Source organism: Bradyrhizobium sp. SK17 (genome assembly GCF_002831585.1).
In the GTDB taxonomy this organism is placed as follows: domain Bacteria; phylum Pseudomonadota; class Alphaproteobacteria; order Rhizobiales; family Xanthobacteraceae; genus Bradyrhizobium.
Genome location: NZ_CP025113.1, coordinates 3822293 through 3837370 on the forward strand (window position 1 = coordinate 3822293; position 15078 = coordinate 3837370).

Sequence of the window (15078 nt, forward strand, 5' to 3'; positions counted from 1 at the left end):
AATTGCTGTCAATGATCGAAATGCCACCGCTCCAGTTCGCCGAGACGAACGGCATCCGCATGGGGTTTTACGAAGCGGGCCCCAAGACCGACACGCCGCCTGTGGTGCTCTGCCACGGCTGGCCCGAACTGGCGTTCTCCTGGCGTCACCAGATCAAGGCGCTGGGCGAGGCCGGCATCCGGGTGATCGCACCCGATCAGCGCGGCTATGGCGCGACCGACCGGCCGGAGCCGGTCGAAGCCTACGACATGGAGCACCTGACCGGTGATCTCGTCGGCCTGCTCGACCATCTCAAGATCGACAAGGCGATCTTCGTCGGTCACGACTGGGGCGGATTCGTCGTCTGGCAGATGCCGCTACGATACCCGTCGCGGGTCGCCGGTGTCGTCGGCGTCAACACGCCGCATTGGGACCGCGCGCCTGTCGACCCGATCGCGCTGTTCCGGCAGCGCTTCGGCGACCAGATGTACATCGTCCAGTTTCAGGATCCGGCGCGCGAACCCGACCGCATCTTCGGCAGCAGGGTCGAGCAGACCTTCGATGCCTTCATGCGCAAGCCGGCGCCGCGTCCCGCCGATGCGCCCCCCGAACAGCCGATCGCGGGTGTCGGCGCATCGGCCCGGCTCAATCTGGCGTTCCCGCAGATGATCGCGAACTACGATGCCAGGCACGATCCGCGCACGCCGATCCTGTCGGCGGAGGAGAAGAAGGTGTTCGTCGACACTTTCACCGGGACCGGCTTCACCGGCGGCATCAACTGGTATCGCAATTTCACCCGCAACTGGGAACGCTCGGCCGGGCTGGACCACAATGTGCGGGTGCCGTCGCTGATGATCATGGCCGAGAACGACGCGGTGCTGCCGCCCTCGGCCGCCGATGGCATGGAGAGGCTGGTGCCGGACCTCGAGAAATACCTGGTCAAGGACAGCGGCCATTGGACGCAGCAGGAAAAGCCTGACGAGGTCAGCGCCAAGCTGATCGAGTGGCGCAAGAGACGATTTGGTTGACGACCGGCGGTCGTCATTCCGGGGCGCGCGTAGCGCGAGCCCGGAATCCATAACCATGATCGTGAGTATGGATTCCGGGCCTGCGCCTGCGGCGCATCCCGGAATGACGAGCGGGATTGAAGCGACACAGGGGGCACTTCCAACATGGCGTCCGGCAACAGACTGAGTCCGATCCCGCATCCGCCGACGAAGCCGGTGGTCGGCAACATGCTGTCGCTGGATTCGACCGCGCCGGTGCAGCATCTGGTGAAGCTCTCCAAGGAGTTCGGGCCGATCTTCTGGCTCGACATGATGGGCGCGCCGATCGTGATCGTGTCCGGCCACGATCTGGTCGATGAACTTTCCGACGAGAAGCGTTTCGACAAGGCGGTGCGCGGCTCGCTGCGCCGGGTGCGCGCGGTCGGCGGCGACGGGCTGTTCACCGCCGACACCAGGGAGCCGAACTGGAGCAAGGCGCACAACATCCTGATGCAGCCGTTCGGCAATCGCGCCATGCAGTCGTATCACCCGAGCATGGTCGATATCGCCGAGCAGCTGGTCAAGAAATGGGAGCGCCTCAACGCCGACGAGGAGATCGAGGTCGTCCACGACATGACGGCGCTGACCCTCGACACCATCGGCCTCTGCGGTTTCGATTACCGGTTCAATTCGTTCTATCGCCGCGACTATCACCCCTTCGTGGAATCGCTGGTGCGCTCGCTCGAAACCATCATGATGACCCGCGGCCTGCCGCTCGAAGGCCTGTGGATGCAGAAGCGTCGCAAGACGCTGACCGACGACGTCGCCTTCATGAACAAGATGGTCGACGAGATCATCGCGGAGCGGCGCGGCAATACCGCTGCGACCGACGACAAGAAGGACATGCTGGCGGCGATGATGACCGGCGTCGACCGCGCCACCGGCGAGCAGCTCGACGACGTCAACATCCGCTACCAGATCAACACGTTTTTGATCGCCGGCCACGAGACCACCAGCGGTCTGCTGTCGTGCACGATCTATGCGTTGCTCAAGCATCCCGAGGTGCTGAAGAAGGCCTATGAGGAGGTCGATCGCGTCCTGGGCCCCGACGTCGATGCCAGGCCGACCTATCAGCAGGTGACGCAGCTCACCTACATCACCCAATGCCTGAAGGAGGCGCTGCGGCTATGGCCGCCGGCGCCGGCCTATGGCATCGCGCCGCTCAACGACGAGACGATCGGCCGCAAATACAAGCTGAAGAAGAACACGTTCATCACCATCCTGGTGATGGCGCTGCACCGCGATCCCTCGGTCTGGGGGCCGAACCCCGACGTATTCGATCCCGAGAATTTCAGCCGCGAGGCCGAAGCCAATCGCCCGATCAATGCCTGGAAGCCGTTCGGTAACGGCCAGCGCGCCTGCATCGGGCGTGGCTTTGCCATGCACGAGGCGGCGCTCGCGATCGGGATGATCCTGCAACGCTTCAAGCTGCTCGACGTGCATCGCTACCAGATGCATCTGAAGGAGACGCTGACCGTCAAGCCCGACGGCTTCCGGATCAAGGTACGCCCGCGCGACGACAGGGATCGCGGCGCGTTCGCTGGCAGCACGGGCACGGTTGCGGCCGCCGCGCCGAAGGCACCGCGCGCACCGACCACGCGGCCCGGCCACAACACGCCGATGCTCGTGCTCTACGGCTCCAACCTCGGCTCGGCCGAGGAACTGGCGACCCGCATGGCCGATCTGTCCGAGATCAATGGCTTTGCCACCCGGCTTGGCCCGTTGGACGACTATGTCGGCAAGCTGCCGGAGGAGGGCGGGGTCCTGATCATCTGCGCCTCCTACAATGGCGCGGCGCCGGACAACGCGACGCAATTCGTCAAATGGCTCGATAGCGACCTGCCGAAGGATGCCTTTGCCAAGGTGCGCTACGCCGTGTTCGGCTGCGGCAACAGCGATTGGGCCGCGACCTACCAGTCGGTGCCGCGCTTGATCGATGAGCAATTGGCCAAGCATGGCGCACGCGCCGTCTATCCGCGCGGCGAGGGCGATGCGCGCAGCGATCTCGACGGCCAGTTCCAGAAATGGTTCCCGGAAGCGGCGAAGGTCGCGACCAAGGAATTCGGCATCGACTGGAATTTCACCCGCACCGCCGAGGATGAGCCGCTCTACGCGATCGAGCCGGTAGTGCAGGGCGCGGTCAACACCATCGTGACGCAGGGCGGCGCGGTGCAGATGAAGGTGCTCGCCAACACCGAGTTGCAGACCAAGGATGGCGCCCATCCATCGGAGCGTTCGACCCGGCATATCGAGGTCGAGCTGCCGGCTACCCTGAAGTATCGCGTCGGCGATCATCTCAGTGTGGTGCCGCGCAACGATCCGACCCTGGTCGATTCCGTTGCGCGCCGGTTCGGCTTCCTGCCCGCCGACCAGATCCGTTTGCAGGTCTCGGAAGGCCGCCGCGCGCAACTGCCGGTCGGCAACGCGGTGTCAGTCGGGCGGCTGCTCACCGAGTTCGTCGAGTTGCAGCAGGTCGCGACCCGCAAGCAGATCCAGATCATGGCCGAGCACACCCGCTGCCCGGTGACCAAGCCGAAACTGATGGCCTATGTCGGCGACGACGACGCCTCGGCCGAGCGCTATCGGAGCGAGGTGCTGGCCAGGCGCAAATCGGTGTTCGACCTGCTCGAGGAACATCCGGCCTGCGAGCTGCCGTTCCATCTCTACCTCGAAATGCTGTCGCTGCTGGCGCCGCGCTATTACTCGATCTCGTCGTCCCCGGCCGGCGAGGCGCAGCATTGCAGCGTCACCGTCGGCGTGGTCGAAGCGCCCGCCAGCTCGGGCCACGGCATCTACAAGGGCGTCTGCTCGAACTATCTGGCGCGCCGCCGCGCCGGCGACACCGTCCATGCCACCATCAAGGAGACCAAGGCCGGCTTCCGCCTGCCGGACGACAATGCCGTGCCGATCATCATGATCGGGCCGGGCACCGGGCTGGCGCCGTTCCGCGGCTTCTTGCAGGAGCGTGCTGCGCGCAAGGCGCAGGGCGCGACGCTGGGCCCCGCCATGCTGTTCTTCGGCTGCCGTCATCCGGAGCAGGATTTCATCTATGCGGATGAGCTGAGGGCGTTTGCGGCCGATGGCGTCGCCGAACTCTACACTGCCTTCTCGCGCGCCGAGGGCCGAAGACCTATGTGCAACACCTCGTCGCCGCGCAGAAGGATCGGGTCTGGGAGCTGATCGACAAGGGCGCGATCGTCTATGTCTGCGGTGACGGCGGCAAGATGGAGCCGGACGTCAAGGCGACCTTGATGTCGATCTATCGCGAGCGCAGCGGTGCCGATGCCGATGCGGCCACGCGCTGGATCGAGGAGATGGGAACCAGGAACCGCTACGTGCTCGACGTCTGGGCTGGCGGCTAGCCTTCGGCAAAGGCGCCGGCCATGCTAGAAGCCGCGGCATGATTCCCTGGGAAAAGATCGACACTGCGGGCATTCCCGGCACCGAAGGCGAACTGCGTCTGATGCGGCGTGGCCGCGAATTCTCGATCATGCTCGGCACCAACGAGCTGATGAACAGCCGCCTGTCGGGCTCGGAAGAGGCGCTGGCGACACTTGCGGCGAAGAAGATCGACAAGGTCGAGCGGCCGCATTTTCTGATCGGCGGCCTTGGCATGGGCTTCACGCTGCGGGCAGCGCTCAAGGTGCTCGGACCTGAAGCGACCATCACGGTGTCCGAACTGGTGCCGGCAGTCGTCACCTGGGCGCGAGGTCCGATGGCCGCGATCTTCGGCGACAGCCTGAGCGATCCGCGCGTGAACATCAAGGAGGTGGATGTCGCCGATGTGATCGAGCGTCATCCACGCAGCTTCGATGCCATTCTGCTCGATGTCGACAACGGCCCCGAGGGCTTGACCCGCAAGGCCAATGACGCGCTGTACGATGTCTCCGGGCTGAAGCTCGCACACACCGCGCTGCGGCGCGGCGGCGTGCTCGCGGTCTGGTCCTCCGGCCCGAATGCCAAGTTCCCGAAATCGCTGTCCCGGGCCGGGTTCGCGGTCAACGAAATTGCCGTCCGCGCCACCGGCCGAGGCCGCGGTGTACGGCACGTGATCTGGATCGCGGTGAAGGAGTAATCGGCGCCGCTATTGCGATGCAGCAAGATTGCTGGCTGGGCGTCCTTGTTCTGATTGTATTGAAAATCCGGGGCCGTTGGGTTTCACTCGGCGGCACGTGAAGCCTCGAGCCCTTTGGTCTGTCGGATGCAGGCGACGTCGAATTTCGGGGTGCAGGAGACGCACGGGATCCTGAACCGCTTCCAGGCTGATTTCCGCGGCTCGAGCGAGGGGCTCGGCTGGTCGTCGGCGTTCGCGTCGGTGCAGCGCGAACGGCCGTTTGACGGGCATTTCCACGCACTCTCCGACAATCTCATGGTGCTGCATCGGGGCGGTCCGGTCGAGATCACCTATGTGATGGACGGCAAGTCGGTGGCCAGGCAGATCCCGCGCGGCGGCGTGTTCTTCCTGCCGGCGGGGCACGCCTGCAACGTGGTGCTGCGCGAGGCGCTGGAATCCACCCACATCTATCTGCGGTCCGATCTGTTCGCGGGCCGGGAGGGCGCGTCCAGCCTGGTCGGCGGGCTGGCGCCGATGCTCGGCGATCAGGATGCCGTGCTCGAACATCTCGCCGCGGCGATCGGCGAGACCATCACCAGCGGCCTGCCGGCCTCGTCGCTGTTCGTCGATCCGATTGCGCAGGCGATCGCCAACCGCTTTGTCGCGATCAATTTCCACAAGCCGAGCGTCGAGGCCGGCAAGCATCCGAACCTGCTCAGCGTCAGGCAGATGGCGCGCATCCGCGAGTTCGTCGACACCAATCTCGAGACCGATATCCGGCTCGACCAGCTGGCCGAGCTGTGCGGCCGCAGCACCGAATATTTCGTGCGCCTGTTCAAGGCCACCAGCGGCATCTCGCCCTACCAATACGTGCTCAATCTGCGCATCGAGCGCGCCAGGGCGCTGCTCGCCGACGAGACGCAGAGCCTCGCCGACATCGCGCTGGCCTGCGGCTTCTCGCATCAGGAGCATTTCACGCGCATGTTCCGCCGCTTCACCGGCGTGACGCCGGGTAGGTATCGGCGCAGCCATTAGTGCGTAGCGGGCCTGGTCAGGCGAGCGCCGCTACCCTGCCATATCCCGGCTGACGATTTTTCCGGTTTTGTGCAGAATCTCTCCGGTTTCGTGCAGGCCCGCGACCGCCGCTTGCCGCTAGCTTTCTCCCAACAAAACGAGATGTGCCGGTCCACCGGCTGGGAGAAATGCCATGAGCATCGCAGCGTTCGATGCCGTACGCCCGCCGGTCGCGGCGGCTGGAGATGCCGGCAGCGGCACATTCGCCTATTGCTCGCAGCAATATCGCGTGCTGTTCGGCGCCGGCACCTCGGCGCGGCTGGGCGAGGAGGCCGAGCGCCTCGGCATCAAGCGGGCGCTGGTGCTGACCACCCCCGAGCAGCAGGACCTCGGACACCGGCTCGGCGCGGGCCTCGGCGACCGGCTCGCAGGGTTATTTGCCGGCGCGCGCATGCATACGCCGGTCGAGGTCACCAACGAAGCGCTTCGCATCGTGGAATCCGCGACATCGACGGGCTGGTCGCGATCGGCGGCGGCTCGACGGTCGGGCTCGGCAAGGCACTGTCGCTGCGCACCGGGCTGCCGCATCTCGCCGTCCCGACCACCTATGCCGGCTCGGAGATGACCCCGATCCTCGGTGAGACCGCCAACGGCATCAAGACCACGCAGCATTCCCAGGATCTGGTGCCGGACGCCGTCATCTACGACGTCGACCTCACCGTCAGCCTGCCGCCGCATGTCTCCGCCGCCAGCGGCCTGAATGCGATCGCCCATGCGGTCGAGGCGCTCTATGCGCCGGACGCCAATCCGCTGACCTCGCTGATGGCGGAAGACGGCATCGCCGCGCTCGCCCGCGCGCTGCCGCGCATCGTGGCCGAGCCTGCCGATCCCGTCGCGCGGCGCGACGCGCTCTACGGCGCCTGGCTGTGCGGCGTCTGCCTCGGCGCGGTCGGGATGTCGCTGCACCACAAGCTCTGCCACGTGCTGGGCGGCATGTTCAACCTGCCGCACGCCGAAACCCATGCGATCGTGCTGCCGCATGCGACCGGCTACAACGCCGCCGCGGCACCGGAAGCGATGACCCGGATCGCGCGCGCGCTGCGTACCGATGATGCGCCGCAAGGCCTGTTCGAGCTGGCGCAGCGGCTCGCGCTGCCGCGCCGGCTGGCCGACATCGGAATGCCCGAGGACGGCATCGCGCGCGCCGCCGAGATGGCGGTGCGCAACCCCTATGCCAATCCAAGACCTGTGGAGCGCGTCGCGATCCAGAACCTGATCGCGGCGGCCTGGCGCGGCGACGCGCCCGCACGGCACTGACTTCTCAAGATCAAAGGACAACACGATGGCCAATTTCAACGAGCACGATCTCACCGACGAAGTGATCAGCAGCTTCGCCAACACGCCGAACCCACGGCTGAAATTCCTCATCGAGGAGACGGTGAAGTCGTTGCACGACCTGGTGCGCCGCACCGAGCTTACCTTCGAGGAATGGAATCAGGCGATCGAGTTCCTGACCCGCACCGGCCAGACCTGCACGCCGCTGCGCCAGGAGTTCATCCTGCTGTCCGACGTGCTCGGCGTCTCGATGCTGGTCGACGCGGTCAACCATCGCGAGCGCGAGGGCGCGACCGAGACCACGGTGCTCGGGCCGTTCTATGTCGGCGAGCACCGCGTCACGCCGCACGGCGCCAATATCTCGGAGGGGATCGACGGCGAAGTGATGTTCGTGCAGAGCCGCGTCACCGACCTTGCCGGCAAGCCGCTCGCCGGCGCCGAGATCGACGTCTGGCATGCCGACGATGACGGCTTCTACGATTCGCAGAAGGCGGACTACGCCGCGCATGGTCCGTCGCTGCGGGCGCGCTTCGTCACCGATGCCGACGGCCGCTTTTCGTTCCGCACCATCCTGCCGTGCAGCTATCCGATCCCGACCGACGGCCCGGTCGGCGCCCTGATCACCGCGACCAAACGTCATCCGATGCGGCCGGCGCATGTGCACTTCCTGGTCAAGGCCGAGGGCTACGAGCCGCTGATTACCCACGTCTTCCTCGATGGCGACGAGTATCTGCGTAGCGACGTGGTGTTCGGCGTCAAGGACGAGCTCGTCGCCCGCGTCGAGCCGAAGCGCGATCCGGTGCTGCCGAACGGCGAGCGGGTCTCCGGCCCGTGGCACCTGATGACCTACGATTTCCAGATGAAGCCGGGCGCCGGCCTGGTGCCGCAGCCGATGATGGCCGCGGAATAACGATCACAACCAACAACACGACCAAGGAGAGGACCATGACCAGCAAACCCGTTGAGACCGACGTGCTCGTCGTCGGCAGTGGCCCGGCCGGCGCGACCGCCGCGGCGCTGCTCGGCATGTACGGCGTCAAGCACATCCTGGTGACGAAATATGGCTGGCTCGCCGATACGCCGCGCGCGCACATCTCCAACCAGCGTGCGATGGAAGTGCTGCGCGATCTCGGTCTTGAGGAGAAGGCCGTTGCGCAGGCCGTGCCGCAGAATCTGATGGCCAACAACGTGTTCTGCGAAAGCCTCGCCGGCGAGGAATTCGGTCGGCTGTACTCCTGGGGCAATCATCCGTCACGCAAGGCCGACTATGATCTCGCAAGCCCGACCCGCATCTGCGACCTGCCGCAGAATTTCCTCGAGCCGATCCTGATCGAGGCCGCCGGCCAGCGCGGCACCTCGCTGTGCTTCAACACCGAGTTCGTCGACCTCGTGCAGGATGCCGACGGCGTCACGGCGACGGTGAAGGATCGCCTGTCGGGCGAAACCTACCAGATCCGCGCCAAATATCTGATCGGCGCCGATGGCGGCCGCAGCAGGGTTGCCGAAGTGATCGGCCTGCCGATGGAAGGCCAGATGGGCCGCGCCGGCAGCATGAACATCATCGTGCAGGCGGATCTCAGCAAGTACGTCGCGCACCGTCCGAGCGTGCTGTACTGGGTGCTGCAGCCGGGGGCCGAGATCGGCGGCATCGGCGCCGGCTTGATCCGCATGGTGCGGCCGTGGAACGAATGGCTGATCATCTGGGGTTATGACATCGAGCAGGGCGAGCGCAAGCTCTCCAACGACGAGGCGATTTCGATCGTGCGTAACCTCGTCGGCGACGAGACGCTCGAGGTCAAGGTCCGCTCGACCTCGACCTGGACCGTGAACGAGATGTATGCCGGCCACTATTCGTCGGGCCGCGTGTTCTGCGTCGGCGACGCTGTGCACCGCCATCCGCCGACCAACGGCCTCGGCTCCAACACCTCGATCCAGGATTCCTTCAATCTGTGCTGGAAGCTCAAGCTGGTGCTCGAAGGCCATGCCGCGCCGTCGCTGCTCGAGACCTATTCGGCGGAGCGTCAGCCGGTCGGCAAGCAAATCGTGACCCGCGCCAACAAGAGCATCGGCGACTTCCCGCCGATCTTCGAAGCCGTCGGCCTCGTCGCCTCGACCGATCCCGCCGAGGCGCGCAAGGCGATTGCCGCGCGCAAGGCGCCGACCGCCGAGGGCAAGACGCGGCGCAAGAAGCTCTACGAGGCGATCGCCAACAAGAGCTACGAGTTCAACTGCCACGGCGTCGAGCTGAACCAGCGCTACGGATCGACCGCGGTCGTATCCGACGGCACGCCGATGCCGGCCTTCACCAGGGATCACGAACTCTACTATCAGGCCACCACCTGGCCCGGCGCGCATCTGCCGCATGTCTGGGTCGAGCATCACGGCGAGCGCAAGTCGACGCTGGATCTCACCGGCAAGGGCCGCTTCACGCTGCTCACCGGGATCGGTGGCGATGGCTGGAAGGCGGCCGCGGCGGCGGTCGAGAAGGCGTACGGCCTGCCGGTCGATGTGGTGACGATCGGCCCACAGGGCTGCGATGCACTCGACATCTATGCCGACTGGTATCGCCAGAGCGAGGTCGACGAGGACGGCTGCGTGCTGGTGCGACCGGACATGTATGTCGCCTGGCGTGCCAAGGAGGCGGCAGCCAATGCCAGCGACGTGCTGCTGGATGTGTTCGGCCAGATCCTCGGCCGTGCGCAAGCCAAGTCCGTCGCCGCCGCCTGATGTGGCGGGGCGCCGGCGATTGTTTTTCAGAACGAAATGAACGGCAGCCGGCGTGCGACCGGCTTGCCTCAAGGGAGGGGAAAATGTCCAAGGATCATTTGAACGTCATGTCTTTCGATCGTCGCCGCGTGCTGCAAGGCATCGCCGGTGGGTTCGCCGCAGCAGGCACGACGACATTGTTCGCGCCGGCCGTGCGCGCCGCCAACAAGCCGATCAAGATCGGTTACGTCTCGCCGAAGAGCGGGCCATTGGCCGCCTTCGCCGAGGCCGACGATTTCGTGCTCGGTGAATTCCGGAAATTCATCAAGGATGGCGTCAAGGTCGGCTCGCAGACCTATCCGGTCGAGGTGGTGACCAAAGACAGCCAGTCGAATCCAAACCGCGCCGCCGAAGTCGCCAAGGAGCTGATCACCCGCGACAATGTCAGCCTGATCGTGGTCGGCGCCACGCCGGAGACCAACAATCCGGTGGCGACGCAGTGCGAGCTGGAGCAGGTGCCGTGCATCTCCACGGTTGCACCATGGCAGACCAATTTCATCGGCCGGCAAGCCAATCCCGGCGATCCCAAGAGCTGGAAGCCGTTCGACTACACGTTCCACTACTTCTGGGGGCTCGAGGATGTGATCGGCGTCTTCACCAGCATGTGGAGCCAGGTCGCGACCAACAAATCGGTCGGTGCGCTGTTCCCGAACGATGCCGACGGCAACGCCTGGGGCGACACCACGATCGGCTTCCCGCCCGTCTTGGCCAAGCAGGGCTTCAAGCTGACCGACCCCGGCCGCTTCCAGAATCTCACCGACGATTTCTCTTCGCAGATCGCCGCGTTCCGTGGCGCCGATGCCGAGATCATCACCGGCGTGATCATCCCGCCCGACTTCACCACCTTCTGGAATCAGTCGCGGCAGAAGGGACTGAAGCCGAAGGTCGTCTCCGTCGCCAAGGCGCTGCTGTTTCCTGCGTCGGTGCAGGCGCTCGGCAAGGGCGGCAACAACATCTCGACCGAGGTGTGGTGGACACCGACGCATCCCTACAAATCGAGCCTCAGCGGCGTCAGCGCGAAGGATCTTGCCAAGGGCTATGAGCAGGCCTCCGGCAAGCAATGGACCCAGCCGATCGGCTTCGTGCACTCGCTGTTCGAGGTCGCGATCGACGCGATCAAGCGTTCGGGCGACCCGGGCGACGGCGCGGCGCTCGCGAAGGCGATCGGAGCCACCAAGCTCGATACGATAGTGGGCCAGGTCGCGTTCGGCTCCAGCGCGGTGCCGCCATTCGCGGCCAAGAACATCGCCAAGACGCCGCTGGTCGGCGGCCAATGGCGGCTCAGCGGCGACAAATACGACATGGTGATCACCGACAACAGACTGGCGCCGCAAATCCCGCTCGGCGGCGACATGCAGGCGCTGAGCTAGCGAGCGCGTCACCGGCACAACATCGATCGAGGATGCGCGTCCCATCCGCGCATCCTCTCCCAGCGAACCCATGCGGTGAGCGAACATGCTCGAACTCCATTCCGTCTCGAAACGGTTCGGTGCCATCGTGGTCGCCGATGCCATCGACCTGACGCTGTCGTCCGGCGAGGCGCTCGGCGTGATCGGGCCGAACGGCGCCGGCAAGTCGACGCTGTTCAACCTGATCACCGGCCTGTTGCGGCCGGATGCCGGCCGTATCGTCCTCGATGGCGCCGACATCACGCATCTCTCTCCGGAGGCGCGCTGCCGCACCGGCATCGGGCGCTCGTTCCAGATCCCGCAGCCGTTCGACCACCTCTCTGTGTTCGAGAACCTTGCGGTCGCCGCCCAGTTCGGCGGCGGTCTGTCGGAGGCGGATGCGGTCCAGCACTGCGGCCGGATGCTTGACTTGACCGGCCTCGAAGCCAAGGCCAATCGTCTTGCCGGCAGCCTGCCGCTGCTCGATCGCAAGCGGCTCGAGCTGGCACGGGCGCTCGCCACCAAACCGCGCACGCTGCTGCTCGACGAGATCGCCGGCGGGCTCACCGATGCCGAATGTCATGAGCTGGTCGAGACCATCAGAACCATCCACGCCGAGGGCGTCGCCATCGTCTGGATCGAGCATGTGGTGCATGCACTGCTCGCGGTGGTGCAGCGGCTGGTCGTGCTCAATTTCGGCAAGGTCGTGGCCCAGGGCGTGCCTGCCGAGGTGATGCGTTCGCGCGAGGTCGAGACCATCTATATGGGCGTGCCAGCATGACCGCGCTGCTCAATGTGTCTGCGCTCGATGCGTTCTATGGCGACTTCCAGGCGCTGTTCGGCGTCGATTTCGAGCTCGGCCAGGGCGAGGCGGTCGCGGTGATCGGCGCCAATGGCGCCGGCAAGTCGACCATGCTGAAATCGCTGGCCGGTCTCGTGAAGAACCGCTCCGATGCCATCCGTCTCAACGGGCGCGCGATCGGCGATGCGTCCGCCGCCAGCATCGTGCGGCTCGGGCTGGCGCTGGTCCCCGAGGGGCGCCAACTGTTTCCCTCGCTCAGCGTCGAGGAGAATCTGCTGATCGGTGCTTACGGCGGCGAGCGCACCACACCGTGGGATCTGGCCGCGGTGTACCGGATGTTTCCGGTGCTCAAGGAGCGCCGGCGCGGCGCCGTCACGGCGCTGTCCGGTGGCCAGCAGCAGATGGTGGCGATCGGCCGCGCGCTGATGTCGAACCCACAGGTCTTGCTGTGCGACGAGATCAGCCTCGGCCTCGCGCCGATCGTGGTGGAGGATATCTACCGCATGCTGCCGCAGATCCGCTCGGGCGGCACCGCGGTCGTGCTGGTCGAGCAGGACATCGCCCGCGCGCTGCGGGCGGCCGATCGTTTTTATTGCTTGCAGGAGGGGCGGGTGACCTTGAGCGGAAAGCCTGACGATGTGGATCAGGACACGATCCGCGCGGCCTATTTCGGAGCATGAGGGAGCGATGAGCGGATTCGACACCATCATCGAAGGCGTGCTGCTCGGCGGCGTCTATGCGCTGTTCGCGCTCGGCCTGTCGCTGATCTTCGGCATCATGCGTCTCGTCAACCTGGCCCATGGCGACCTGATCCTGCTCGCGGCCTATCTGGTGCTCAGCGCCACCACCGCGCTCGGCGTGCCGCTTGCGGTCGCTTCGCTGCTGGTCGTCGCTGTGATGTTCGTGCTTGGTTTCGTGTTGCAGCGGCTGGTGCTGGAGCGCGTGCTCGGCGACGATATCCTGCCGCCGCTGCTGGTCACGTTCGGCCTGTCGATCGTGATCCAGAACGGGCTGCTGCTCGGCTATGGCGCGGACAGCCGTCGCCTGCAAGCCGGCGCGTTCGAATCATCATCGGTCACGCTGGCCCCGGGTCTCAGCGTCGGCCTCGCGCCGCTGACGGCGCTGGTGACGGCGATCGCCGCCGTCGCGCTGCTTCAGCTGATTTTCTATCGCACCTCGCTCGGCCGCGCCTTCCGCGCCACCGCCGACAATCCGGCGATCGCGCAATTGATGGGCGTCAACGAGCGCAATGTCTATGCCATCGCGGTCGGGCTCTCGCTCGCGGTGTCGGTGATCGCCGCTGTCGTGTTCGGTATCCGCGCCAGCTTCGATCCGTCGATCGGGCCGGCGCGGCTGCTCTACGCGTTCGAGGCCGTGATCATCGGCGGCCTCGGCAGCCTGTGGGGCACGCTGGCGGGCGGCATCGTGCTCGGGCTCGCGCAGGCGATCGGCGGCCGGATCAATCCGGAATGGCAGATCCTGGCCGGCCATCTCACCTTCCTGGCCGTGCTGATGGTGCGGCCGCGCGGTCTCTTCCCGGCGAGGCGGACATGAGCGTCGAGAGCATCGATATCCCGGCAGATCGGAAGGATCGTCAGGCCGATGTGCCGGTGTGGCAGGTCCGGGTTGGCACGCGCCTGTCGCGCGTCGCGGCCATGGCCGGCGTGGTGCTGGTCGTGGTGCTCGCGGTGCTGCCCGCGGTCGCATCGCGCAATCTGATCCAGGATCTGATCTTCGTTCTCACCATGCTGACCTTGGCGCAGCTCTGGAACGTGCTGGCCGGCTGGGGCGGACTGGTGTCGGTCGGGCAGCAGGCCTTCGTCGGGCTTGGCGCCTATGCGCTGTTCGCCGGCATCGTGATGGCCGGGCTCGATCCCGTGGCGGCGATCCCGCTGGCCGGGCTGTTCGCGGCGCTGATCGCGACCGTGCTCGGGCCGCTGCTGTTCCGGCTGGAAGGGCCATATTTCGCGATCGGCAGCTGGGTCGCCGCCGAAGCGTTGCGGCTGATCTGCGCGCAGTTCAAATCGCTCGGCGGCGGCACCGGGATGTCGATCTCGCCCAGCGAACTGTCGCAGATGTTCGGGCTGAAGGCGGTACAGGCGGTGCTCGGCCTGCGCCCGGCAGCGGCGCGCGACGTGCTGGTCTACTGGCTGGCACTGCTGCTCGCCGTGCTGGTCACGCTCGCGATCTATGCCTTCATGCGCTCGCGCCATGGCCTGGCGCTGGCGGCGAGCCGCGACAACGCGGCGGCAGCGCGCAGCGTCGGCGTGCGCACCGCGCGGATCCGGCACGTGCTGTGGATCGCGGTCGCGTTCGCCACCGGCATGGTCGGCGCGGTGGTCTACCTCCAGAAAGCGCGCATATCGCCCGACGCCGCCTTCAGCGTCACCGACTGGACCGCCTATGTGATCTTCATCGTCGTGATCGGCGGCGTGCGTACCATCGAAGGCCCGATGGTCGGCGTGCTGCTGCTCTGGGGGCTCGTCACCTGGCTCGCCCAATATGGCAGCCTCTACCTCGTCGTGCTCGGCACGCTCGCCATCCTGATCATGCTGTTCATGCCGCGCGGCGTATGGGGCGCGGCGGCGCGGCGCTGGCAATGGCAGCTGTTCCCGACCCAGCGCTGGCTCGGCCGCAGCGGCTAGCGCATGATGGGTTCAAATCGAAGCGCGTTGGCTTCGTGCTCGCTTTACC

At 66.1% G+C, this 15078-nt stretch carries 10 protein-coding genes and 2 pseudogenes; all 12 read left to right on the forward strand.

The features are described 5' to 3' along the window. Nucleotides 1–11 precede the first annotated feature (11 nt). The 12 genes and pseudogenes from CWS35_RS17595 to CWS35_RS17650 all read left to right on the forward strand — a co-directional run bounded on the left by CWS35_RS17595 (nt 12) and on the right by CWS35_RS17650 (nt 15029). A complete protein-coding gene (locus CWS35_RS17595) occupies nt 12–1007 on the forward strand; it encodes an alpha/beta fold hydrolase (protein ID WP_024579318.1) in 996 nt (331 codons plus the stop codon). Nucleotides 1008–1151: 144 nt separating this feature from the next. Continuing rightward, nucleotides 1152–4387: pseudogene (locus CWS35_RS17600) on the forward strand (bifunctional cytochrome P450/NADPH--P450 reductase). Nucleotides 4388–4425: 38 nt separating this feature from the next. Continuing rightward, on the forward strand, nt 4426–5100 hold the full coding sequence (locus CWS35_RS17605; RefSeq protein ID WP_100952756.1) for a spermidine synthase: 675 nt from the start codon (nt 4426–4428) through the stop codon (nt 5098–5100). 126 nt (nt 5101–5226) lie between these two features. Continuing rightward, nucleotides 5227–6114 (forward strand): helix-turn-helix domain-containing protein, encoded by an 888-nt coding sequence (locus tag CWS35_RS17610; protein ID WP_024579321.1) that lies wholly within the window; start codon nt 5227–5229, stop codon nt 6112–6114. Nucleotides 6115–6382: 268 nt separating this feature from the next. Then, nucleotides 6383–7410 (forward strand): annotated as a pseudogene (locus tag CWS35_RS17615) (maleylacetate reductase). Between the two features lie 25 nt (nt 7411–7435). After that, a complete protein-coding gene (locus tag CWS35_RS17620; RefSeq protein WP_100952758.1) occupies nt 7436–8338 on the forward strand; it encodes an intradiol ring-cleavage dioxygenase in 903 nt (300 codons plus the stop codon). A gap of 35 nt (nt 8339–8373) precedes the next feature. Then, nucleotides 8374–10155, forward strand: coding sequence for an FAD-dependent monooxygenase (locus CWS35_RS17625; protein WP_100952760.1), 1782 nt, complete (start codon nt 8374–8376; stop codon nt 10153–10155). 83 nt (nt 10156–10238) lie between these two features. Beyond that, a complete protein-coding gene (locus CWS35_RS17630) occupies nt 10239–11564 on the forward strand; it encodes an ABC transporter substrate-binding protein (RefSeq protein ID WP_371682855.1) in 1326 nt (441 codons plus the stop codon). Between the two features lie 85 nt (nt 11565–11649). Continuing rightward, on the forward strand, nt 11650–12363 hold the full coding sequence (locus CWS35_RS17635) for an ABC transporter ATP-binding protein (protein ID WP_024579326.1): 714 nt from the start codon (nt 11650–11652) through the stop codon (nt 12361–12363). Then, a complete protein-coding gene (locus CWS35_RS17640) occupies nt 12360–13064 on the forward strand; it encodes an ABC transporter ATP-binding protein (protein WP_024579327.1) in 705 nt (234 codons plus the stop codon). The genes CWS35_RS17635 and CWS35_RS17640 overlap by 4 nt, the downstream gene beginning before the upstream one ends. Nucleotides 13065–13071: 7 nt before the next feature. Beyond that, nucleotides 13072–13938 carry a branched-chain amino acid ABC transporter permease gene (locus CWS35_RS17645; RefSeq protein ID WP_024579328.1) on the forward strand — a complete coding sequence of 289 codons (867 nt, stop codon included), beginning with the start codon at nt 13072–13074 and terminating at the stop codon, nt 13936–13938. Further along, nucleotides 13935–15029 carry a branched-chain amino acid ABC transporter permease gene (locus CWS35_RS17650; protein ID WP_210202805.1) on the forward strand — a complete coding sequence of 365 codons (1095 nt, stop codon included), beginning with the start codon at nt 13935–13937 and terminating at the stop codon, nt 15027–15029. Before CWS35_RS17645 ends, CWS35_RS17650 begins: the two co-directional genes overlap by 4 nt. Nucleotides 15030–15078 lie beyond the last annotated feature (49 nt).

Bases quoted from the DNA above. Each gene is read 5' to 3' on its own strand.
- CWS35_RS17625 (WP_100952760.1), top strand. From the start codon at position 8,374: ATGACCAGCAAACCCGTTGAGACCGACGTGCTCGTCGTCGGCAGTGGC.
- CWS35_RS17595 (WP_024579318.1), top strand. From the start codon at position 12: ATGATCGAAATGCCACCGCTCCAGTTCGCCGAGACGAACGGCATCCGC.
- CWS35_RS17605 (WP_100952756.1), top strand. From the start codon at position 4,426: ATGATTCCCTGGGAAAAGATCGACACTGCGGGCATTCCCGGCACCGAA.
- CWS35_RS17635 (WP_024579326.1), top strand. From the start codon at position 11,650: ATGCTCGAACTCCATTCCGTCTCGAAACGGTTCGGTGCCATCGTGGTC.
- CWS35_RS17640 (WP_024579327.1), top strand. From the start codon at position 12,360: ATGACCGCGCTGCTCAATGTGTCTGCGCTCGATGCGTTCTATGGCGAC.
- CWS35_RS17620 (WP_100952758.1), top strand. From the start codon at position 7,436: ATGGCCAATTTCAACGAGCACGATCTCACCGACGAAGTGATCAGCAGC.
- CWS35_RS17610 (WP_024579321.1), top strand. From the start codon at position 5,227: ATGCAGGCGACGTCGAATTTCGGGGTGCAGGAGACGCACGGGATCCTG.
- CWS35_RS17645 (WP_024579328.1), top strand. From the start codon at position 13,072: ATGAGCGGATTCGACACCATCATCGAAGGCGTGCTGCTCGGCGGCGTC.
- CWS35_RS17630 (WP_371682855.1), top strand. From the start codon at position 10,239: ATGTCCAAGGATCATTTGAACGTCATGTCTTTCGATCGTCGCCGCGTG.
- CWS35_RS17650 (WP_210202805.1), top strand. From the start codon at position 13,935: ATGAGCGTCGAGAGCATCGATATCCCGGCAGATCGGAAGGATCGTCAG.